Origin of the sequence: Pseudomonas sp. S30 (assembly GCF_016518545.1) — a bacterium.
Taxonomy (GTDB): domain Bacteria; phylum Pseudomonadota; class Gammaproteobacteria; order Pseudomonadales; family Pseudomonadaceae; genus Aquipseudomonas.
This window is the reverse complement of the sequence record NZ_JACVTO010000012.1, coordinates 92,662-114,427: the sequence shown is the minus strand read 5'-3', so window position 1 is coordinate 114,427 and position 21,766 is coordinate 92,662. Positions and strand designations below refer to the sequence as shown.

Here is a 21,766-nt window from a genome sequence, read left to right as displayed (position 1 = left end):
GCAAGGCCCTGCCCGGACAGCCTGCCCGGATGGCCGACAGGTCAGTGCGTGCGCGCCACCGCGAATTCGCTCAGCTCCACCAGGGCATCGCGGTACTGGCTGGCCGGCAGCACTTCCAGGCAGGCGATGGCGCGTGCCACGTAGTCGCGGGCCAGCTGTGCGGTGTAGGCCAGCGCACCGGAGCTCTCGACCGCCAGGCGGATCTGCTCCAGGTCCTCAAGGCCGCCTTTCTGGATGGCCTGGCGCACCAGCACCGCCTGCTCGGGGGTGCCTTCGCGCATGGTGTAGATCAATGGCAGGGTCGGCTTGCCCTCGGCCAGGTCGTCGCCGACGTTCTTGCCCAAGGTCTCGGAGTCGCCCTTGTAGTCGAGCAGGTCGTCGACCAGCTGGAAGGCGACGCCCAGGTGGTCGCCGAAGGTGCGCAGCGCCTCGCGCTGCGCCTCGCTGGCACCGGCCAGTGCCGCGGCGCTGTGGGTGGAGGCTTCGAACAGCATGGCGGTCTTGCCACGGATCACTTCCATGTAGACCTCCTCGGTGGTGCTGGCGTCGCGCACCCGCGACAACTGCAGCACTTCGCCCTCGGCGATCACCCGGGTGGCCTTGGAGAGGATCTGCATGACCGCCATCGAGTTCAGCTCGACCATCATTTCGAAGGAGCGCGAATAGAGGAAGTCGCCGACCAGCACGCTGGGCGCGTTGCCCCACAGGGCATTGGCGGTGGAGCGGCCGCGGCGCATGCCGGACATGTCTACTACATCGTCGTGCAGCAGGGTGGCGGTGTGCAGGAACTCGATGGTCGCGGCCAGCAGGCGCAGGTCGTCGCCATCGCGGCCCAGGGCCTTGCCGCACAGCAGCACCAGCAACGGCCGCAGGCGCTTGCCGCCAGCCGATGTGATATAATCGCCGATCTTCGATACCAGCGGCACGCGCGAGGTCAGCTGCTTCTTGATGATCTCGTCGACGGCGCTGAAATCGTCCGCCACCGCGCGGTAGAAGGATTGGGGTTGCATCGGCTGCTCCAGTGAGGTTGCGCGGCATGCTAGGTCGCGGGTCCAGGTGTGTCAAGGCGCGTGGCCAGCGGCCGGGGCCGGCACTTGCAAGGCCTCGGCCGGTTGCGTACAATCGCGCACCCTAACTTCCTGGGCAGCACCTGCCTTACGCAATTGCACCGGGCCGTTCCAGCCTCGTGCAGCCATGCCAGCCAATACTCATCATATAAAGCGCTGGGTGAGCAGGATTATCGGAGATTCAAAATGTCCTACGCAGTAATCGTTACCGGCGGCAAGCAGTACAAAGTCGCTGAAGGTGAATACCTCAAGATCGAGAAACTGGAAGTCGCCACTGGCGAATCCGTGACCTTCGATCGCGTTCTGCTGGTGGCCAACGGTGACGCCGTCACCATCGGTGCTCCAGTCGTAGCTGGCGCCACCGTAGTGGCCGAAGTCGTTTCCCAAGGCCGCCACGACAAGGTTCGCATCATCAAGTTCCGTCGTCGTAAGCACCACATGAAGCGCATGGGCCACCGCCAGTGGTTCACCGAGATCAAAATCACCGGTATCCAGGCTTAATCGCCGCGATCCCCTGAATTTATTGGAGAATTGAACCATGGCACACAAAAAAGCTGGTGGTAGTACTCGTAACGGTCGCGATTCAGAATCGAAACGCCTTGGCGTGAAGATGTATGGCGGCCAGGTCATCAAGCCAGGCAACATCATCGTCCGTCAGCGCGGCACCGAATTCCACGCAGGCTACGGCGTTGGCATGGGCAAGGACCACACCTTGTTCGCCAAGATCGAAGGCGTGATCAAGTTCGAGAAGAAAGGCGAGTTCAGCCGCCGCTACGTGAGCATCGTCGCCGCCTGATCGCGACGTCGCTCCTGAAGCCCCGTCATGCGACGGGGCTTTTTCGTTTCTGTTGAGCCTCTTGCAAAGCTGTTTGTCTGGGCTGCCGGCGTTGGTTTCTGATGATACGGGGCCGCCGCGCTCATCTTTGCAAGCGCCTCAGGGTTTTCTGGTTTTCAACTCGTCGAGTGACGAGAGGCGGTGTGGAATGAAGTTTGTAGACGAAGTATCGATCCGGGTCAAAGCCGGCGACGGCGGCAATGGTTGCATGAGCTTCCGCCGTGAAAAATTCATCGAGAACGGTGGCCCCAACGGCGGTGACGGTGGCGACGGTGGCTCGGTGTTCATGGTGGCCGACGAGAACCTCAACACCCTGGTCGACTACCGCTACACCCGTCACCACGAAGCCCAGCGCGGGCAGAATGGCGGCAGCACCGATTGCACCGGCAAGAAGGGCGAGGACCTGTTCCTGCGCGTGCCGGTCGGCACCACGGTGATCGACGCCTCCACCCAGGAAGTGATCGGTGACCTGATCACCCCCGGGCAGAAGCTGATGGTCGCCCAGGGCGGCTGGCACGGCCTGGGCAACACCCGTTTCAAGTCCAGCACCAACCGTGCACCGCGCCAGACCACGCCGGGCAAGCCGGGTGAGCAGCGCGACCTGAAGATGGAAATGAAGGTGCTGGCCGACGTGGGTCTGCTGGGCCTGCCCAATGCGGGCAAGAGCACCTTCATCCGCTCGGTGTCGGCCGCCAAGCCGAAAGTCGCCGACTACCCCTTCACCACCCTGGTGCCGAACCTGGGCGTGGTCAGCGTCGACCGCTGGAAGAGCTTCGTCATCGCCGACATCCCCGGCCTGATCGAGGGCGCTTCCGAAGGCGCCGGCCTGGGCATCCGCTTCCTCAAGCACCTGGCCCGCACCCGCGTGCTGCTGCACCTGGTCGACCTGGCGCCGCTGGACGAGAGCAGCCCGGCCGATGCCGCCGAGATCATCATCAACGAGCTGGCGCAGTTCAGCCCGGCGCTGGTCGATCGCGAGCGCTGGCTGGTGCTGAACAAGGCCGACATGATCCTGGAGGAAGAGCGCGACGAGCGCGTCAGGGAAGTGGTCGAGCGGCTGAACTGGGAAGGCCCGGTGTACGTCATCTCGGCCATCGCCAAGCAGGGCACCGAGCAGCTCAGCCATGACCTGATGCGCTACCTGGAAGACCGCGCCGACCGCCTGGCCAACGACCCGGCCTACGCGGCCGAGCTCAGCGACCTCGACCAGCGCATCGAAGACGAGGCCCGTGCCCAGCTGCAGGCCCTGGACGACGCCCGTACCCTGCGCCGCACCGGGGTAAAGAGCGTGCACGACATCGGCGAGGATGACGACTGGGACGACTTCGAAGACGACGAAGACGGTCCGGAAATCATTTACGTGCGCGACTGACCGGTTGCCGTACGGTTGCAGTACACTGAACGCCGCTCGCATGAGCGGCGTTTTGGTATCTACGGATTCGACATGGGTTGGAAGAGAAGATGCGAAGCAAGGTGACGGGCGCCCGGCGTTGGGTGGTGAAGATCGGCAGCGCGCTGCTGACCGCCGACGGCAAGGGCCTGGATCGGGGTGCGATGGCCGTCTGGGTCGAGCAGATGGTGGCGTTGCGCGAAGCCGGTGTGGAGCTGGTGCTGGTGTCCTCCGGGGCGGTGGCGGCGGGCATGAGCCAGCTGGGCTGGACCACCCGACCGAGCGCGATGAACGAGTTGCAGGCGGCTGCGTCCATCGGCCAGATGCGCCTGGTGCAGGCCTGGGAGTCGAGCTTCGGCGAGCATGGCAAGCACACCGCGCAGATCCTGCTCACCCACGATGACCTGTCCGACCGCAAGCGCTACCTCAATGCCCGCAGCACCCTGCGCACCCTGGTCGATCTCGGCGTGGTGCCGGTGATCAACGAGAACGACACGGTGGTCACCGACGAGATCCGCTTCGGCGACAACGACACCCTGGCCGCATTGGTGGCCAACCTGGTGGAAGCCGACCTGCTGGTGATCCTCACCGACCGCGACGGCATGTTCGACGCCGATCCGCGCAACAACCCCGAGGCCCAGCTGATCCATGAAGCCCGTGCCGACGACCCGTCCCTGGACGCCGTGGCCGGCGGCACCGGTGGCGCCCTGGGCCGCGGCGGCATGCAGACCAAACTGCGCGCCGCGCGCCTGGCCGCGCGTTCCGGTGCCCACACCATCATCATCGGCGGGCGCATCGAGCGCGTGCTGGACCGCCTCAAGGCCGGCGAGCGCCTCGGCACCCTGCTGTCGCCCGAGCGCGGCATGCTCGCCGCACGCAAGCAGTGGCTGGCCGGGCACTTGCAGACCCGCGGCACCCTGGTGCTCGACGCCGGCGCGGTGAAGGCTCTGCGCGAGTCGAACAAGAGCCTGCTGCCGGTTGGGGTGAAGACCGTGCAGGGCAGCTTCCGCCGTGGCGAAATGGTGGTCTGCGTCGGCCCCGACGGCCTGGAAGTGGCGCGTGGCCTGGCCAACTACAGCGCCCTGGAGGCACAGAAGATCATCGGCCAGGCCTCCGATGCGATCGAGCGGGTGCTGGGCTACAGCGCCGAGCCTGAGCTGGTTCACCGCGACAACCTGGTACTGGTGTGAGGAGCGTCGAGATGCTGAAGCGAATGATTGCCATGATGGCGCTGGCCATGCCGATGCTGGCCGGGGCCGACGAGATCGGCCAGGTATCCACCGTGTTCAAGTTCCTCGGCCCGAACGACCGGATCGTGGTCGAGGCGTTCGACGACCCCAAGGTGGAGGGCGTGACCTGCTACCTGTCGCGCGCCAAGACCGGCGGTGTGAAAGGCGGCCTGGGCCTGGCCGAAGACCGCGCCGAGGCCTCGATCGCCTGCCGCCAGGTGGGGCCGATCAGCTTCAAGGGTGACATCAAGGATGGCGACGTGGTGTTCAAGGAGCGCACCTCGCTGGTGTTCAAGACCATGCAGGTGGTGCGCTTCCTCGACAAGAAGCGCAATACGCTGGTGTATCTGGTGTACAGCGACCGCGTCGTCGAAGGCAGCCCGCAGAACGCGGTGACGGCCATTCCGATTAGGCCTTGGGCGCAATAGATTTTTCCAGTGGGGCAGGCCGGTCTCAGCCGGCATGCTCTTGCAGGCTGAGGCTTGAAGCGTTTTCGTTGCGGTTCTCGTCTTGCCGTGTGCAGCGCACGGCTCTCAGGCTGCTTGGCTCAGCATCTCCACGATATCTTTCGCCCGCCTGGTACGCCTGATCTCCTGCGAACGAAAACAGCCTGGAACGTTAACGCTCGCGCTAGAACGTTAACGAAGCGATCCACTCCTGTAAAAACGCTAATGCAAGGCTGCCGGAATTCAGATCGGGGCCTGGGCAGGCCCCGTCCTGATGGCCGTCAGGCCGTCGTCTCGGCCGTGTCCTCGCGCACGACCGCTTTCTCCACGTCGCGCCGGCTGATGTACTTCCAGTCCGATTCGTCGATGTAGATCCCGTTCGGCCCGCTGCCCCCTTCCAGGTCGATCGCCACCCGCGCCGACACCTGTGGCTTGACGCTCGCCAGGATGGGCACGAAGCCCAATTGCTGGCTGGTCTCCAGCAACGCCGCCTGGTTGCGTTCGTCGATGTCCGCCGCTTCGTCCAGGTAGTACGGCAGGCGGATGCGGCTGGCCAGGTCGCGGTCCATCAGGTGCAGCAACAGGTACATGTTGGTCAGCGCCTTGATGGTCATGGTGGTGCCGTTGGACGCGGCGCCGTCGATGTCGGCGTGGATCACCGGCTGGCCGTTGACCTTGGTGATCTCGAACGCCAGCTCGAACAGGTCCTTCAGGCCCAACTGGTTGTGGTTGGCCGCCACCAGCCGCGCCAGGTACTCCTTGGCCTCTTCGTTCTTGTTGTCCTGTTCGGCGCTCTGGGTCAGGTCGAACACCGACAGCGTCTCGCCTTCTTCGTACTGCCCGGCGCTGTGGATGATCTGGTCGATGTGCTTGAGCGCTTCCTTGTTCGGTGCCAGCACCACGCGGAAGCTCTCCAGGTTCGACACCTGGCGACGGTTGATCTCGCGGTTGAACAGGGCCAGCTGATGCTCGAGGCTGTCGTAGTCGCTGCGGATGTTGCGCAGTGTTCGGGCGATATCGGTGACCGCCGCACGGCGGGCCTTGGCCAGGGTCAGGGCTTCCTCGGTGCGGTGCGAATAGGCATTGATCAGCAGCGACAGGCGCCGCTCCATGTCGTCCTCGCTGTCGAACTTGGCCACGCCCTTGAGGCGCACCTGGGCATACAGCGCCTCGATCTGGTTGTCCACACGTTGCAGGCCCTGCCAGCTGTCCTGGTAGTCGTTGAGCAGCGGCAGCAGGTTGTCCATGGAGTCGTCCACCGGCTCCATGAACGGCGTGCCGAACGGCAGGTCGGCCGGCAGCAGCTGGCGGCGACGCAGGGCGTCGTCCAGGGTGCGCTGCTTGGCTTCCATGTCGGAGATCTGCCGGCCCACCAGCTGCAACTTGGCCGACAGCTGCTGCACGCGCTCGGTGAAGGCATCGCTGGAGCGCTTGAGCTCGTCCTGGGCCGCTTCGAACTGGGCCAGCTGTTCGAGTTTTTCCGGCTCCTCGGCGCTCAGGGTCTCGCTGCGGCGGAAGTCTTCCAGGGCCTTCTGCGCATCCAGCACCTGCTGGTACAGGGTCTCGGTCTGCGCCTTGCTCGCCGCGCGGTCCAGGGCCACGGCCTGTTGGGTCTTGAGCTGGCGCAATTCCTTGTCCAGGCGCTCCTTCTGGTCGCGCAGGGCCGCGCGGTCGGCCAGGGCCTGGAGCGCCGGGGGCTCGATGTGAGACAGGTCGATGGACAGCCCCGGCACCTCGAAGCGCTCGCCCTTGAAGCGGTCGAGCACGCTTTCCAGGGTGCTGACCCACTGATCGCCGTCCGCCACCTCGATGCCGCGCTCGCCCAGCGGCAAGCTGAACAGCGCCCCGTTGAACAGGCGCATCAGGCGGTCGACGTCCTGCTGCGAGAATTCCTCGCGCAGGCGCGCGTAGCTGTTGTTGTCGGCGTGTTCGAGCTGCTGCTTCACCGCCTTCAGGCGTTTTTCCAGGTCGCGCACGCGCTCGTCGAGGTCTTCGGCGGAGAACTGTCGCGACTGGGCCAGGGCGCCGGCCAGTTCGTCGTGGGCGTCCTTGGCAGCCAGCAGTTGCTGTTCGAGCACCTTCACGTCGTCGACCAGGGCGAAGCGGTGCTTGAGCACCGACAGCTCGCCAAGCCAGCGCTGGATACCGGTGATTTCCCGCTCCAGTCGCATCAGCTCCTGGGTACCGCCGCGCTGGTCGTTCTGCAGCGCGTCCTGCTCGGCACGGTAGTGCTCGGCCTGGATCACCAGCTCTTCCTTGCGCGCCGCAGCGTAGTCCTGCCAGGTGCCGAGCAGGCTGTCGAGCAGGGGCGAGAGGCGATGCAGCTTGCCACGCAACACGTCACGCTGGGCCACGCCGCCAGCGAGCGCTTCGACCAGCGGACCAGCGGCGACCAGGGCGTTGTAGTCCTGCTCCATGCGGCGCACGTCGCGGAAGGCTTCTTCGCAGGCGGCGATATAGTCGACGCTGCCCGAGCGCAGGCTGTGCTCGAAGGCATCGAGGAACAATTGCTTGAGCTTGGCGGCGGTGATTTCGCGCATGTGCAGCAGGTTGATGAACAAGGCGCGGAAGGTCTTCAGGCTCTGCTCGCTGGTCGAGCGCAGCGGAATCAGGGTCAGGTCCAGCGGCACCGAGGTGTGCCCGCCCACCAGCAACCGACGCAGTTCGTCGGGCTTGAGCTCGTAGGCCTTCAGGCCATTGCGCTCGAGGTTGGTGAACAGTTCCTTCTGGCGCAGGCAGGTGTCGTCTTTCTGATAGTGGGCCAGGTCCAGCTCGCCCTGGTAGGCGAAGAACTGATGGCCGAAGCCGCCACCGGGGCCGCGGCCGACCACGCCGATCACATGGGGGCCGTGGGGCAGGTCCAGTTCGCAGAGGATGTAGCTGGTGTCGCTGGCGAAGTAGAAGCGGCGCGACTGCTCCAGGCTGTACTTGCCGAAGGCCATGTCCGACATGCGCGCCAGAATGGGGAACTGCAGCGCGTTGATCGACGCCGACTTACCCAGGTTGTTGGCGCCGTACACCGACAGCGGGTGTTCCAGTGGGAACAGGCCGAGGCTGTAGCCAGCGGTGTTGAGCAATGCGAAGCGGCGAATGCCGTAGCGTGCCTGGCTCATGCGTCGATCTCCTGTTGCTCTTCACCGATGGCACGGGCCAGGGCGTCTTCCTCGGACTCGTCGCCCTCGAACGGGGTGAGGTCCAGCGGGTCGTCGGTGCGGTTCAGTTGCTCGGGGCTTTCTTCTTCGATCAGTACCGGGGTGGGCAGTGGCAGGTCGCTGTGCAGGGTGGCGGCCAGGTCGCGGTCCTGCTGGACCGACAGGCACACGTCGAGGAAACGGTGCATCGGCGGCAGGAAGCGGTATATGCCACCTTCCTCGAAGGCGAAGCCCAGTTGCGTCATTCGGCGCAGGATCTTTTCTTCCAGCTCCTCGACGGTTTGCACCTCGGCTTGCAGGAACAGGTCGCGGTATTTCTCCAGCAGCGAAGGCAACTCGTCGCGGCCAAGGCTGCCACCGTCGAGCACGGCGATGGGGTCACGGCCCTGGTCGGCCAGGTGCTCGACCAGGATGAAGGTGAACAGCGCCAGGCGCTGGGCAGTCTTGTTGACCTGCGCGGCAGCCTGCTCGGGGACGAAGTAGTAGAAGCCGCGGGTATCGCACACCAGTTCGAAGCCCAGGGCCTTGAACAAGGTACGGTAGGTGTCCTGGCAGTTCGACAATTGGGCGTACAGCTCCGGGTCGCGGCGGCTGATGTGAAAGCCCTTGAACAGCTCGCGGAAGATCGGCGCGAGCTGGGACAGTTCGGAAAGATCAAGATGCATGGGCGGGGCTCGCGGTGGAATCGGTGGCTGCCGGCGGTTGCTCGCGGCTGGAGGTCAGGGCGAAGGAGCGCAGGCTGACCCGGTGTTCGCGGGTGTGGTAGTCCTGGCGGTCGAGGCGCTCGCGGCTGAAGCGCTTCTCGCGGGAGAGGCGCGAGAACCAGTACAGCAGTTCGTCGGTGGCGCCTTCGGGCTCCTGCTCCAGCAGCCAGACCATGAGGTCCGGCAGCGGCAGGGCGTCTTCGCAGCGTTCGAGCATTTCCTTGACCGTACGCGGAGCGCGCGGCGCCGGGCCTTTGTCGGTCTTGTGCGCCTTGGGAAAGCGCGCCGGCTTGGGCTCGAAGCGCGCCAACGCATAGACGTAGACCTCGACCTGGCTGGCGCTGCCGAGGAAGGTGCTCTGCGGGCGGGTGAACAGCGGCATGGCGGCTTGCGGCACGGCGTCCAGGCCCTTCTTGCGGATCACCGACAGGGCCAGTGCCGCGCCGCGGGTCACGGCGTTGTGCCGACGCGCTTCCTCACGCAGCGGCAACAGCAGCTCGCGCGCGTGGCGCAGGGTCAGCTGGGCGCTGGTCTGCATTTCCAGGATGCGCGCGTGGGTACGCAGCAGCATGTCGTCGTCCACCAGGTGGCCCAGCCGTGCCTGCTCGCCCAGCAGGCGCAACAGCACGGTCTCGACCTTGCGCACGCCCTGCTCGAAGGCGCCGTCGGCGTTGACCAGCTGGATCATCGGCTCGACGTACTCGTCCCAGGTCGCCAGCACTTCGGCGTAGCGCTGGCGCAAGGGGATCTGCCGGTTGCTGGTCTTGGCCCGCTCGGCCACGGCCACCAGTGCCTGCTCGTCGTTGTCGAGTTTTTTCAGCACATCGCGCACGCGCATGTCGAGCAGGCGCAGCTGGCGCGCCAGGTCATCGCTGTCGCGGTTGTCGAAGGCGTCCTGGATGTGTCCGGCCAGGCGTTCGAGATGGCGCAGGTAGGCCTCGATCTCCAGGCACAGGCCCAGCCGGTGCTCGCGGCGCAGGTAGGCGAGGAAGTCGTGGATCTGGGCGTTGAGTTCGAAACGGTTGGGGCTTTTCGCCACCGGGACCAGAATGTCCAGGCGGATCCACACGTCGAGCAGCTGGGTGATGTCCTGCGCCGTGCTTTCCACCTGCTGGCGAGCCAGTTGCTGGCGCAGCTCGACCAGGCTCAGGGTGCCCTGGTCGAAGCGCTCGCACAGCGGCTCGATCAGCGCCCAGTGTTCGGCGAGGGCGCGCAGGACGCGCTTGGGTTCGATCATTGGCGGGTCGACTCGTTGCCAAATAAAAGCGGCGATTGTACTGCATCAGGCCGGTGGGATTTCACCCCTTGGTCCGGGAATTGCGGCAATCACCTGGCCATGCCACGCGTTCGCGGCGCCAGGCCATGGGCGCTGCGCAAATTTCCGCCCGGTCGATGCGCCGCGACAGCGCCAACGGCGTTAGAATGCCCGACCCGAACAGACCCCGGAACCTCGAGCCGTGTTGACCGAGCCTCGCCGCCGCGCCTACCTGTCCGCCATGCAAGTGGTGCACTGGCTGCCGCGTGCCGAACTGCCGTTCGCCGCGCCTTCCAGGCCCGAGCTGCTGCTGCCGGTGGCACCGCTGCAAGCGCCTGAGTTCGACGCGGCGCCGGTTGCCCAGGCCCACGCGCCGGTGATGCCGGTCGCCGGCCAGGTTCGTCAAGTCGAGGCACGCCAGGCCGAGCGACCGAAGATCGAGATCCCGCGCCCAGGCACTGCGCCCAAGGCACCGGCCAGCACCGTGGATGTCGAGGCGCAGGCGTCCCGGCCGGCGCGTCCGGTACCGACACCGCCACCGCGCTTCGCCCTGCAACTGCTGCGCGCCGGCCGCTGCCTGCTGCTGGTCGAACTGGCCACCGGCCAGCCGTTCCAGAGCCGCGACCCGTCCTACCTGCTGCTCAAGGACATGCTGCGCGCAGCCGGTTTGCCCGACGCGCCGCAGATCATCGGCGAGCCGGTGCGCTGGCCGCTGTTCCTGCGCGGCAACATGGACCAAGGGCCGGAGGCGGCCCGGGACTTCGTTCAGGGCTTCGTTCAGGCGCGCCTGGAAGAAAGCCCCTGCGCCTGCCTGTGGCTGGTCGGCCTGCCTGCCGTGCGCTTCGCCGCCGACGCCGACGACCAAGTCTATGGCCAGGTGCTGGCGGTCCAGGGGCTGGGTGACGTCTGGGCATTGCCCGGTCTTGAATCGTTGATGGACGAGCCGCAGCGCAAGGCGCACGTCTGGAAAGCCATGCGCCAGCTGATGGCGCGCTGGAAGCCTGTCGAATGAGTGACTCGATCAGTTTCCGCCCCATGACCGAGGCGGATCTGGATAGCGTACTGAAGATCGAATATGCCGCCTTCAGTCATCCCTGGACCCGCGGCATCTTTCTCGATGCGCTGAAGTCCTACGAGGTCTGGCTGATGTTCGACGGCCAGCAGCAGGTGGGCCATGGCGTGATCAACGTGATCATCGACGAAGCCCACCTGCTCAACATCACCGTCAAGCCGGAAAACCAGGGGCGTGGCCTGGGCCTGCGGCTGCTGGGCCACCTGATGGCGCGGGCCTGGCAGCTCAACGGCCGGGAGTGCTTCCTGGAAGTGCGCGCCAGCAACCAGTCGGCCTATCGCTTGTACGAGCGCTTCGGCTTCAACGAAATCGGCCGGCGCCGGGATTACTACCCGGCGGCCGGCGGGCGTGAAGACGCCCTGGTGATGGCCTGCACCCTGTTCGAGGACTGAACGGCCGTCAGATCGCCGGCGGTTCGACCTCCAGTGGCGCGCGCAGGTCGCGCAGGCTGCGGGTCGTGCTGGCGGTGTTGCACTTGGCGGCGGCCTGCTCGGGCGTGTAGTCGCGGATGGTGCGGAAGAACAGCTCGCAGGTCTGCTTTTTCTGGGTCACCTGCCATTTGTTCGCGCAGGCCTGGAGCGTCAGCGTGCCATCGGCCTGGGGATTGCGGCCCATGCCCGCCTGCCAGCAGGCAGCGGTAAGGTCCTGGCCCATCATCTTCAGGCCCGCGGCGTCGGCCTTGTCCTGATCGCCCCCGGTGTTGTTCTTGTCCGCCGCGTACCAGATCGCGCTGGGGTGGTTGGCGCCCAGCACCGGTACCTGGCGACCGGCCTGCGGGCTGATGCTGACCAGGCCCAGCACATCCACCTTCGGCCCGTACTGCTGCTGGATCCAGCTGCGCACCGGCGCGCCGAAGGCCACCATCGGCAGTGACTGGGTGTCCGAAGGCAGGGTCATCTGTTTCACCATGCGCGTCTGGTAGTCGCTGAAGTAGCCGTAGGTGCCTTCCAGTGTCTTGCCGGCGCTGGCGGGCGCGGCGATGGGCGCGATGTCGACGATGGTCTGGTAGGCCGGTGTCTGGCTGGCGTCGACGCCGTTGAAGGTCAGCAGCTGCGCCCAACGGTCGGTGGTACTGGAGCGCAGGTAGTCCTGGGCCTGGGTCAGGGAGTAGTCCGGCGGGAAGTGCAGCAGCTCGATGCTGCGGCGATTCTCCAGGGCCATGCCCAGCGGCAGGAACAGGTACCAGTCATAGGACCATTTGCCGTCTTTGTTCAAGCGGGTGGCGCCCTGGTAGGCCAGCTCGCCGCTGTCGAGCAGTTGGCGCAGCGGCTCGGCGTAGCTGGCGGGCACTTCGCTGATCAGCGCCTGCACGTGGTCGTCGTCGCGGGTGATCTTCACCTGGGCAGTGGCGTAGCCGTCGCGGCGCACGCTCTGGGTCAGGTAATGCTCCACGGTCTGCTCCAGCGTCCAGTCGCGGTAGCAGATGACATGGCAATTGTTGGGGAAGGCGAACAGGCGCGTGACCCGTTGCGTATCGCCCAGGTCGATTCGCGCGTCGGCCTGGACCAGGCCGCTGAAGGCCAGGGCGGCCAGTGTCGGTGCAGCCAGCTTATGCATGCTTAACTCCTTGTTATGGGCCGCCAGGGGCGGCGGCCGCTCATACTGGAACAAGGGACGGGGAGATGAACAGTCGCAATACATGGCTTTTTGCCATTTTGTTGGCCGGTGTCGGCACGGCCTGCGCCGAGTCCCGTGATCAACGGTCGTTCGCCCTGTGGGCAGGCGATCACCCGACCGGGCCGTTTCGCCAGATGCTGGTGCAGGCGCGGCTGTACGGCGTGGTGCCGATCCACCAGCTGCTGCGCTCGGCCTCGGACTGGCGACTGTGTCGCGCAGCCCCTTATGCCGTGCCGCCCGCTGCCCAGTGGCCCGCGGTGCGCTCGACCCTGGCGCTGCTGCTCACCTTGAAGCAGCAGGGCATCCTGGGGCCTTTCGAGGTGCTGTCGGCCTACCGCGATCCGGCGCTCAACGCCTGTGCGGGTGGCGCCGTGGGCAGCGCCCACACCCGCGCCTTCGCGGTCGACTTGGTACTACCGGACTGGGCGGACCCTAACCCGTTGTGCGCCTTCTGGCAGCAGCATGGCAGGGCCTGGAACATGGGCCCTGGGCGATATCCCTCGGGCCGTATCCACCTGGACACGGCGGGCTACCGCACCTGGGGTGCCGACGGTGGCGCGGGCTCGTCGTTCTGTGCCAGCCCACACTGAGCCAGGCTCGCACGGCAGTGCCGCGCCACCCAGTCGGCGAAGCGCTGACGCTTGCCACCGTCGTCCAGCGGCAGCGGGCTGAGCAGGTGATAGGCCGAGCCGTCGCGCAGGAAGCCCCAGGGCGCCTGCAGTTGGCCGTTGTCCAGGTCGTCGCGAACCATCAGCGCCGAGGCCATGGCCAGGCCGAGCCCGGCGCTGGCGGCCTGGATCGACAGGTAGAAATGCTGGTAGTCGCCACGTACCGCTCCTGTGGCCTGCTCGCCGCTCAGCCGCAGCCACGCACCCCAGGCCGAGGGGCGGGTGGCGCTGTGCAGCAGGCGCTGGCCGTCGAGGGTGCGCGAGGCAGGTGAGGCGCCCACCGGGCCGATCCACTCGTCGCACAGCTTGCGGCTGTGCAGGGCGCCGTCCCAATGGAAGTCATCGCGCCTGAGGGCCAGGTCGACACCGCCGCGGGCGAAGTCCACCGGCCCGCCTGCCGTGACCAGGTGCAGGTGCAGGTCCGGGTGGTGGGCGTGGAAATCAGGCAGGCGCGGGATCAGCCAGCGCATGGCCAGCGTCGGCTCGCAGGACAACACCAGGATGTCGTCATGCTGCGGTCGTTGCAGGCGCTGCACGGTGGTGGCCAGTTGCTCGAAGAGCGTCTGGGTGGTGTCGAACAGCGTGCGGCCGGCAGCGGTGAGGAAGACCGCGCGATTACGGCGCTCGAACAGGGCTACGCCCAGGCCCTCTTCTAGCAGGCGTACTTGGCGACTGACCGCGCCATGGGTGACGTTCAGATGTTCGGCGGCGGCCACGAAGCTCTCGTAACGGGCGGCGCTGTCGAAGTAGCGCAGGGCGGCGAGGTGGGGAAGCTTCATGGTGGGCGGTCCGTCATGCATGTGGGAAACAGGTGATGAAAACTAGCAGATAACCGGCTGACACATCGTTTTTGTTGCTACCCGCGGTGCCTGATACTCAGTCCATCTGCAACGTTTCATCATCGATCGAGGTAGCCTCAATTGACCGAACTGCTCGCCGTCGCCCTGTTCACCGTGCTCGCCGTCATCAGCCCCGGCGCGGACTTCGCCCTGGTCACCCGCAGCAGCTATGCCCAAGGACGCCCGGCGGGCCTGGCGGCGGCGGTGGGTATCGCCCTCGGCGTGCAGGTGCATGTGTGCTACACCTTGTTCGGCATCGCCCTGATCATCCAGAGCAGCCCCGCGCTGTTTCTGGTGATGAAGGCGTTAGGGGCGGGGTATCTGGTCTACCTGGGCTACAAGTCGCTGACCAACACCCAGCGCATCCGCCTGGACGATTCCGCCCAGGGGCGGGTGGCTGGCGTGTGGGCCGCGCTGCGCACGGGCTTTATGACCAACGCGCTCAATCCAAAGACCATGCTGTTCGTGATCAGCGCCTATACCCAGGTGGTCACCCCCGGCAGTTCGCTGGCGGTGAACCTGGGCTATGGCGCGTTCATGTCGTTGGCTCACTGGGCCTGGTTCAGCCTGGTGGCGCTGTTCTTCTCGCGCGCGGGATTGCGCCGGGCGATGATCGAACGGCAGCGACTGGTGGACCGGGTGATCGGCGTGGCCCTGATCGGCCTGGGGTTGGCGGTAGCGGTGGCGGGGGTGCGTTGAACTAGACCGCGCGCGCAAAGAAAAAGGGCTTACCTTGCGGTAAGCCCTTTTCAGGTTTGGTGGCTACACAGGGACTTGAACCCCGGACCCCAGCATTATGAATGCTATGCTCTAACCAACTGAGCTATGTAGCCAATGGCGCGCATTATTCTCTGGTGATGCCCTCGTGTCAACACTCATCTCAAAAAAAATCTACGGGGTTTCAGACGCTTAGGCTCCGTCGGTCGCTCACCGCACGATCAACGCCTGCCCGAACAGCTCATGCGCTTGCAGCCCCTGGTCTGCGATGAAGCTCCCTAGAGCATCGCTGGCGGGGTTCTGGTCGAAGTCGCCGGTGATCGCTCGGTTGGCGATCTGGTCGTCCAGCACCCACACTCGCAAACCCCGAGGGCTGGCCAGGCGATCCAGTACCCGCTGCAACGGCTGGTCATGGACCGACCAGCGCCCTTTGCGCAGCGCGGCGAGTGCGGTGTCGGTCATTTTTTCGACTGGCTCGATGCGCGCAGCATCGAAGGCGACCCGCTCGCCGGCCGAGAGCAGGCGCGAATCGCCGCCCTGCCTGATCGCCGCCTTGCCGCTGAGCACCAGCAGTTCGTCGTGATCAGGGTATCGAGCGATCGCCAGGCGCGTGCCGAACACCTGGATCAGGGCATCGTCCACCTGTATCTCCAGGGCGCGGCCGTCCAGCTTGACCTCCAGCGCCACCTGCCCCTGAACCAGCTGCAGCTGTCGGGTACGACCGCGAAGGTCCACGTTCATCGCGCTCGCGCCTTCCATGTGCAGGGTCGAGCCGTCCGGCAGGCGCACGCTGCGCCGTTCCCCGGGGGCCGTGTGCAGTTCGCTGCCCAGGCGCTGCAGCAGGGGCCAGTAGAGGTAGGCCAGCGCCGCCAGCATCGCCAGGAACAGCGCGGCCAGCCACTTGCCCCACGGGCTGCGGCGCATTTCCACAGGTCGGGGGCGCGGACGCGGGGGCGGGGCGACCGGCCGGGGCGCGGGTACCGGCGACTGCAAGGCGGCGAACGCCCGGGCGTTGTCCGGGTCCTGGCACCATTGGGCGAAGGCCTTGCGTCGCTGTGCGTCGCCACCGGCCTGTGCCAGCAGTGCCATCCATTCCAGCGCCTCACGCTGGGGGTCGTGCTCGTACCGCTGGGCAGGCATCGGGCTCATGCTGGAATCGGCTCACGAAGGAGGACGAGGTGTCCGGGGATCGGTGAATGAGCTGGAGATGCTAAATATAGTGAGAACCATTTACAAGTACGCTTCGGATGGATGGCGCTCGTCGAGTGAATTAGGGGTGGCTTCATGTCCAGATGTTTCTAATAATCGGTGCCCAACCCGCGCACGGATGTCGAGCCCATGGCCCTCAGCAGTACCCCGTCCAGCCCCGCGATTCCCAGCGCTGCGCCGAGTTCCGGCAGCAGTCCGCTGGTGATGCGGATCATCACCTTCTGCGCCCTGGCGCACCTGATCAACGACCTGATCCAGTCGGTGCTGCCTGCGATCTACCCCATGCTCAAGGCCAACTACGACCTGAGCTTCGCCCAGATCGGCCTGATCACCTTGACCTTCCAGGTCACCGCTTCGCTGCTGCAACCCTGGGTCGGCTTCTACACCGACAAGCGCCCGACGCCCAACCTGTTGCCCCTGGGCACGCTCTGCACCCTGGTCGGCATCGTGATGCTCGCCTTCGTCGGCAGTTTCCCGATGATCCTCCTGGCCTCGGCACTGGTGGGCATCGGCTCGTCGACCTTCCACCCGGAAACCTCGCGCATCGCTCGCTTGGCCTCTGGCGGCCGCTTCGGTCTGGCGCAGTCCACCTTCCAGGTCGGCGGCAACGCCGGCTCCGCCTTCGGGCCTTTGCTGGCGGCGGCCATCGTCATTCCCTTCGGCCAGACCCACGTGGCCTGGTTCGGCGTGGCGGCGCTGTTCTTCTTCGCCGTGACGCTGATCCTGCGGCGTTGGTACAAGGATCACCTGAACCAGTACAAGGCGCGCAAGGGCGGTGTCGCCAGCCACGGGCTGTCACGCCAGCGCGTGCTGGCAGCACTGGTGGTACTGGGGCTGCTGGTGTTCTCCAAGTACTTCTACATGGCCAGCTTCACCAGCTACTTCACCTTCTACCTGATCGAGAAATTCGACCTGTCGGTGGCCAGTTCGCAATTGCACCTGTTCCTGTTCCTCGGCGCGGTGGCGGCCGGTACGTTCTTCGGTGGGCCGATCGGCGACCGCATCGGGCGCAAGGCGGTGATCTGGTTCTCGATCCTCGGCGTGGCGCCCTTCACCCTGGCGCTGCCTTACGCCGACCTGTTCTGGACCACCGTGCTGAGCCTGGTGATCGGCTTCATCCTGGCGTCGGCGTTCTCGGCCATCGTGGTGTACGCCCAGGAACTGGTGCCGGGCAACGTGGGCATGATCGCCGGCATCTTCTTCGGCCTGATGTTCGGCTTCGGCGGCATCGGCGCGGCGCTGCTGGGGTATCTGGCCGACCTGCGCGGCATCGAGTACGTTTACGGATTGTGCTCGTTCCTGCCGCTGTTCGGGCTGCTGGCGGTGTTCCTGCCTTCCACCGGCAAGCGCTGATCGGCAGAGGGGGCAGGGCGGTGGCGCGGTGGTTGACGGCGCGCGCGGCCCTGGCCTAGTGTGGTGTTTCACAAGTAACGCTGATCAAGGCCGAGTGATTTTCATGCTCAGGCAAGGCGCCGCGACGAGTCGTAGCCCAGCTACGGCGAGGAGCGGCAACGCCGCATGAGCATGAAAAGCGCCGGCATTTACAGCGTTTACTTGTGATACACCACACTACAGTCCAGCCTCCCTCACTCTAGGTCAGCGAATCACGCCATGCGTCGCACCTGCCATGTTCTCCACCCGCGCTGCACTGTCGCCCCGACAGCGCGCCGCCCGTGGCCGAGCGACACGGTGCTCGAGCGCAGGCGCAGCGTGCTGTTCGCCTTCACCTTCTCGCCACACTCCACCTCGCACTGATTCAAGTCTGTGTGTGCTGCGCCGTGCCGGCGTGGCATCGGGCGTTCGCGCCTGTCGATCTTTCGAGCGTTGGAGTCATCGATGAACATGCGTTTGCTGGCGGGCCTGTTGTTCGCCGTGTCGGTCGTGGGTTTCAGCCTGGGGGCCAGCCTGCCGCTGGTGTCGTTGCGATTGCACCAGGCCGGGGCTGGCACTCTGGAAATCGGCATCGTCTCGGCCATCCCTGCGGCCGGCATGATGCTGTCGGCGTTCATGGTCGATGCCTGCTGCCGCTGGTTTACCCGCCGTGCCCTGTACCTGCTGTGCTTCAGCCTCTGCGCCCTGAGCATCGGCCTGCTGGACAGTGCCTTCGAGCGCCTGTGGCTGCTGGCGCTGTTGCGTCTGGCGCTGGGTGTCGGCATGGGCATCGCGATCATTCTCGGCGAGTCGTGGGTCAACGCCCTGTGCCCGGAGCACAATCGCGGCAAGATCATGGCCCTGTACGCCACCAGCTTCACCGGCTTTCAGGTGCTGGGCCCGGCGCTGCTGGCGCTGGTCGGCGCCGACAGCCCGTGGATCACCGGCGTGGTCACCGCCTGCTATGGCCTGGCGCTGCTGTGCATCGTGTTCACCGTGCCCGCCGACCGCGTCGAGCATGACGACGCCGACGCGCGCAGCTTCACCCTGGCAGGCTTCTTCCGCGTGGCCCCGGCGCTGTGCGTGGCCGTGCTGTTCTTCTCGTTCTTCGATGCCGTGGTGCTGTCGCTGCTGCCGGTGTACGCCAGCAGCCATGGCTTCGCCGTGAGCGTGGCGGCGCTGATGGTGACCGTGGTGTTCGCCGGCGACATGCTGTTCCAGCTGCCGTTGGGCTGGTTGGCCGACCGGGTCGAACGCACCGGGCTGCACCTGGCCTGCGGGCTGGTGGCGATGGCCATTGGCATCGCCTTGCCTTGGCTGCTGGACCTCACCTGGTTGCTGTGGCCGCTGCTGGTGCTGCTCGGCGCTGTGGCGGGTGGGATCTATACCCTGGCGCTGGTGCTCATTGGCCAGCGCTTCAGGGGCCGCGACCTGGTGACCGCCAACGCCAGCGTCGGGCTGCTGTGGGGCGCCGGTAGCCTGGTCGGGCCGCTGGTCAGCGGCGCCGCGATGGACGTGGCGCCCCACGGCCTGCCAATGGCGTTGGCGCTGATGGCCGGGCTGTTCGTCTGCTTCGCCCGGCAGGCCTGGCGCCGGGTGGGCAGGCTGCGGGTGACGGGCGACTGAGCGCCTGGCCGGCCGCTTCGCCGCTGCGTTCAACCGCGAAGAGGCCGGCTCATGCCCCGCAGGTCAGAAGCGCCCGCTCAAGGTCACCGACACATTGCGCGGATCGCCCCAGTAGTAGCCGGTCGGAGTCGGCGCCACCTGGCGGTAGTACTTGCGATCGAACAGGTTGTTGGCGTTGACCTGTAGCGAGTACTGCTCGTTGAAGCGGTAGTTGACCATCGCGTTGTACACCGCATAGCCGGACTGGCTGGCCACCGCGTTGCCGCTGCGATTGTAGATGTCGCTCTGCGCCTGCACGCCGCCGCCTACGGTCCAGGCCTGCCACTCGCCGGGCAGGCGATAGCTGGAGAACAGGCGCAGCATGCGCTTGGGGTCGGTGGTGCGAATGGCATTGCCGGCGTTGCCGGTGGTGTCCTTGAGGTACTCAGTGCTGTTGTAGGTATAGCCACCCGACACGTTCCAGCCCGGCAGCACTTCGCCGGAAATCTCCAGTTCGAAGCCCTGGCTACGGTTCTTTCCGGCGGCGACCTTGCAATAGCCGCTGGTGTAGTTCGGCGGGCAGGGGTTGGGGCCGCTGATGTCGTCCAGGGGATTGCCGACCTGATAGATGCGGAACAGCGCCAGGGAGGCGTTGAGCCGGCCGTCGTAGAACTCGCCCTTGATGCCGGTCTCGTAGGCTTCGCCGGTGACCGGCGCGAGCACCGAGCCGCTGGCGTTGGTGGCGGTCTGCGGGTTGAAGATCTCGGTGTAGCTGGCGTAGGTGCTGAAATTGTCGTTCAGGTCGTAGATCAGCGCGGCGTAGGGCACCACCTTGTTGTCGACGCTGAAGCGGCCGTTGGAGCGGGTGTTGTTCTCCTGCTCGTAGTCGTACCAGTTGCTGCGCGCGCCGATGATCGCCGTCAGCGGATCGGCCAGCGAGATGCGCCAGGTGGCGTAGGCGCCTTCCTGGGTGGTGCGGGTGCGCACAGGGTGGGCGGTGATGTCGATGGCCGGGTTGGGCAGGCTGGTCTTGGGGTCCCAGGTACGGATGTCGAACAGGCCGGACTGCACGAAATTGGTGGCCGAGGCGTAGGAGTCGTTGCGAATGCGCTCCACCCCGAGCATCAGGTCATGGGTCCGGCCGAGCAGGTCGAAAGGTCCATTGAAGGTGGCGCTCAGGTTGTTCTGCACACTCTCGCCGCCATCGCCCTCGGTGACCTGGTAGCTCATCAGGTACGGGTTGCGCGTGGGGTTCGCGTCGCCCGTGGCGCGGGTGAAGTAGGTTTGCTTGAAGCCGTCGTCGGCCAGCTGGAAGTGGGTACGCTGGGCCATCAGCTTGAGCTTCCAGTCGTTGTCGAAGCGGTGTTCGAGTTCGGCGAAGCTCTGCAGGTTGCTGCGGTTCCAGCGGTTCCAGTCGGCGCCCAGGTAGGTGCGCCGTCCCAGTGGCAGTGGCGAGCCATCGTAGTCGGCGGGCAGGTTGCCCCAGGCGCCGGTGGCATCGAGCTGGGTCCATTCCAGGCCGGTGGTGAGGGTGGTGCTGTCGTTCAGGTCGAACGCCAGCACCCCGTACAGCACGTCCTTGCGCTCCTGGCGCGAGCGCTGGAAGTGGTCCTTGTCGTCGTGCACGGCGATGATCCGTCCGCGCACGTTGCCGGTCTCGGTCAGCGGCCCGGAGAGATCGGCGACATAGCGCTGCGAATCCCAGGTGCCCAGGGTGACGCTGCCGCTGCCCTGGTACTCGTAGGTGGGGCGCTTGCGCACCAGGTTCACCGTGCCGGAGGGGTTGCCCGAGCCGCGCAGCATGCCCGTGGCGCCGCGCAGGATCTCGGCACGGTCGAGAATCGCCGCGTCGCTCTGGATGAACGAGCCGCCGCCGCTGCTCTGCACCACGGTGGCGCCGTCGTACTGGATGGCATCGATGGCGTAGCCGCGCGAGTAGTACTGCACCCGCTCACTGTCGGTCAGGTTGACCACCACCCCCGGGGTCTGCTCGAGCAGGTTGGTGAGGTTGGTGATGTGCTGGTCGTCCAGGCGCTGGCGGGTGACCACCGTCACCGACTGCGGGGTACGGCGGATGCTCTGCGGGGTCTTGCCGATGGTCACCGCGCCGGTGGTGTAGGAGCCGGTGTCCTCGGTGGTTTCGCCCAGTCGATCGCTGGAGATGCTGGTCGCGCCAAGCTCCAGGGCGTTGCCGACGTCGATCGCCGGCATCAGGATGAAGCTGTTGGCGCTCTGTTGCTGAACCTGCACGCCGCTGCCCTGCAGCAGGATGGACAGCGCCTGGGCGCTGTCGTACTGGCCCTGCACACCTGCGGTGGTCTTGCCATTGAAACTGGCGGCATCGAACGAGAGGTTCAGGCCGCCCTGGCGCGCCATCTGCTCCAGGGCAGGGGCCAGTGGCCCGGGCGCCACGCGCCAGGTGAGTGGCTGGCGCTGATCCGCCGGCGCTGCGAGGACCTGCGGTGACAGGGCGCCGCCGGCCATGCCAAGGCCAAGGGCGGCGGCGTGGACGGTACGACGCAGTGCGGTAGTTGCAAGGGCACACGGGCGAATCATGAAGCGCTCCTGACGGTGAACGAGAGCCGTAAAT

Annotated in this window: 19 protein-coding genes and 1 tRNA gene; 11 read left to right on the top strand and 9 right to left on the bottom strand. The window is 66.1% G+C overall.

Annotation, left to right across the window (positions count from 1 at the left end; all coding sequences use genetic code 11):
- Positions 1-41: 41 nt before the first annotated feature.
- The gene (locus IAE34_RS15020) at positions 42-1,010 is read right to left on the bottom strand and encodes a polyprenyl synthetase family protein (protein WP_200139748.1); all 969 of its coding nucleotides are present in this window, start codon (positions 1,008-1,010) and stop codon (positions 42-44) included.
- Positions 1,011-1,253: 243 nt separating this feature from the next.
- Between IAE34_RS15020 and rplU the strand changes: the two genes are divergently transcribed.
- The 5 genes from rplU to IAE34_RS14995 all read left to right on the top strand — a co-directional run bounded on the left by rplU (position 1,254) and on the right by IAE34_RS14995 (position 4,949).
- Entirely contained in the window at positions 1,254-1,568 is a 315-nt protein-coding gene (rplU, locus tag IAE34_RS15015; protein ID WP_200139747.1) for a 50S ribosomal protein L21, read from the top strand.
- A gap of 37 nt (positions 1,569-1,605) precedes the next feature.
- A complete protein-coding gene (gene rpmA / locus IAE34_RS15010) occupies positions 1,606-1,863 on the top strand; it encodes a 50S ribosomal protein L27 (RefSeq protein ID WP_200139746.1) in 258 nt (85 codons plus the stop codon).
- A 187-nt stretch (positions 1,864-2,050) separates the two neighbouring features.
- Positions 2,051-3,274 (top strand): Obg family GTPase CgtA, encoded by a 1,224-nt coding sequence (cgtA, locus tag IAE34_RS15005; RefSeq protein ID WP_200139745.1) that lies wholly within the window; start codon positions 2,051-2,053, stop codon positions 3,272-3,274.
- 89 nt (positions 3,275-3,363) lie between these two features.
- Positions 3,364-4,482, top strand: coding sequence for a glutamate 5-kinase (gene proB, locus IAE34_RS15000; protein WP_200139744.1), 1,119 nt, complete (start codon positions 3,364-3,366; stop codon positions 4,480-4,482).
- An 11-nt stretch (positions 4,483-4,493) separates the two neighbouring features.
- Positions 4,494-4,949 carry a CreA family protein gene (locus IAE34_RS14995; RefSeq protein ID WP_200139743.1) on the top strand — a complete coding sequence of 152 codons (456 nt, stop codon included), beginning with the start codon at positions 4,494-4,496 and terminating at the stop codon, positions 4,947-4,949.
- Between the two features lie 299 nt (positions 4,950-5,248).
- On the opposite strand, the gene mksF is transcribed toward IAE34_RS14995, so the two are convergent.
- From mksF to mksB, 3 genes are read right to left on the bottom strand one after another with little or no spacing between them, the layout of a single operon-like run.
- A complete protein-coding gene (gene mksF / locus IAE34_RS14990) occupies positions 5,249-8,080 on the bottom strand; it encodes an Mks condensin complex protein MksF (protein WP_200139742.1) in 2,832 nt (943 codons plus the stop codon).
- Entirely contained in the window at positions 8,077-8,784 is a 708-nt protein-coding gene (gene mksE / locus IAE34_RS14985) for an Mks condensin complex protein MksE (protein ID WP_200139741.1), read from the bottom strand. The genes mksF and mksE overlap by 4 nt, the downstream gene beginning before the upstream one ends.
- Positions 8,774-10,060, bottom strand: a complete 1,287-nt coding sequence (mksB, locus tag IAE34_RS14980; RefSeq protein WP_233631160.1) for an Mks condensin complex protein MksB — start codon at positions 10,058-10,060, stop codon at positions 8,774-8,776. Before mksB ends, mksE begins: the two co-directional genes overlap by 11 nt.
- A gap of 220 nt (positions 10,061-10,280) precedes the next feature.
- On the opposite strand from mksB, the gene IAE34_RS14975 reads away from it, so the two are divergent.
- Positions 10,281-11,090, top strand: a complete 810-nt coding sequence (locus tag IAE34_RS14975; RefSeq protein WP_200139740.1) for an energy transducer TonB — start codon at positions 10,281-10,283, stop codon at positions 11,088-11,090.
- Positions 11,087-11,542 (top strand): ribosomal protein S18-alanine N-acetyltransferase, encoded by a 456-nt coding sequence (gene rimI, locus IAE34_RS14970; protein WP_200139739.1) that lies wholly within the window; start codon positions 11,087-11,089, stop codon positions 11,540-11,542. Before IAE34_RS14975 ends, rimI begins: the two co-directional genes overlap by 4 nt.
- A 7-nt stretch (positions 11,543-11,549) precedes the next feature.
- Here the strand turns inward: rimI and IAE34_RS14965 are convergent, their stop codons facing one another.
- The gene (locus IAE34_RS14965; RefSeq protein ID WP_200139738.1) at positions 11,550-12,707 is read right to left on the bottom strand and encodes a hypothetical protein; all 1,158 of its coding nucleotides are present in this window, start codon (positions 12,705-12,707) and stop codon (positions 11,550-11,552) included.
- A gap of 65 nt (positions 12,708-12,772) precedes the next feature.
- Between IAE34_RS14965 and IAE34_RS14960 the strand changes: the two genes are divergently transcribed.
- Positions 12,773-13,357 carry a D-Ala-D-Ala carboxypeptidase family metallohydrolase gene (locus IAE34_RS14960; protein ID WP_200139737.1) on the top strand — a complete coding sequence of 195 codons (585 nt, stop codon included), beginning with the start codon at positions 12,773-12,775 and terminating at the stop codon, positions 13,355-13,357.
- Here the strand turns inward: IAE34_RS14960 and IAE34_RS14955 are convergent.
- Positions 13,297-14,214 (bottom strand): LysR substrate-binding domain-containing protein, encoded by a 918-nt coding sequence (locus IAE34_RS14955; protein ID WP_200139736.1) that lies wholly within the window; start codon positions 14,212-14,214, stop codon positions 13,297-13,299. The two genes, IAE34_RS14960 and IAE34_RS14955, sit on opposite strands and share 61 nt — an antisense overlap.
- Before the next feature lie 141 nt (positions 14,215-14,355).
- Between IAE34_RS14955 and IAE34_RS14950 the strand changes: the two genes are divergently transcribed.
- Positions 14,356-14,973: a LysE family translocator gene (locus tag IAE34_RS14950; RefSeq protein ID WP_200139735.1), complete on the top strand. Its 618-nt coding sequence runs from the start codon at positions 14,356-14,358 to the stop codon at positions 14,971-14,973.
- Between the two features lie 57 nt (positions 14,974-15,030).
- Here the strand turns inward: IAE34_RS14950 and IAE34_RS14945 are convergent.
- A tRNA-Met gene (locus IAE34_RS14945) sits at positions 15,031-15,107 on the bottom strand.
- Positions 15,108-15,201: 94 nt separating this feature from the next.
- The gene (locus IAE34_RS14940; protein ID WP_233631159.1) at positions 15,202-16,140 is read right to left on the bottom strand and encodes a FecR family protein; all 939 of its coding nucleotides are present in this window, start codon (positions 16,138-16,140) and stop codon (positions 15,202-15,204) included.
- 189 nt (positions 16,141-16,329) lie between these two features.
- Between IAE34_RS14940 and IAE34_RS14935 the strand changes: the two genes are divergently transcribed.
- Positions 16,330-17,553, top strand: coding sequence for an MFS transporter (locus tag IAE34_RS14935; RefSeq protein WP_200139734.1), 1,224 nt, complete (start codon positions 16,330-16,332; stop codon positions 17,551-17,553).
- A gap of 483 nt (positions 17,554-18,036) precedes the next feature.
- A complete protein-coding gene (locus tag IAE34_RS14930) occupies positions 18,037-19,197 on the top strand; it encodes an MFS transporter (protein WP_200139733.1) in 1,161 nt (386 codons plus the stop codon).
- 63 nt (positions 19,198-19,260) lie between these two features.
- On the opposite strand, the gene IAE34_RS14925 is transcribed toward IAE34_RS14930, so the two are convergent.
- Positions 19,261-21,732 carry a TonB-dependent siderophore receptor gene (locus IAE34_RS14925; protein WP_200139732.1) on the bottom strand — a complete coding sequence of 824 codons (2,472 nt, stop codon included), beginning with the start codon at positions 21,730-21,732 and terminating at the stop codon, positions 19,261-19,263.
- Positions 21,733-21,766: the final 34 nt, after the last annotated feature.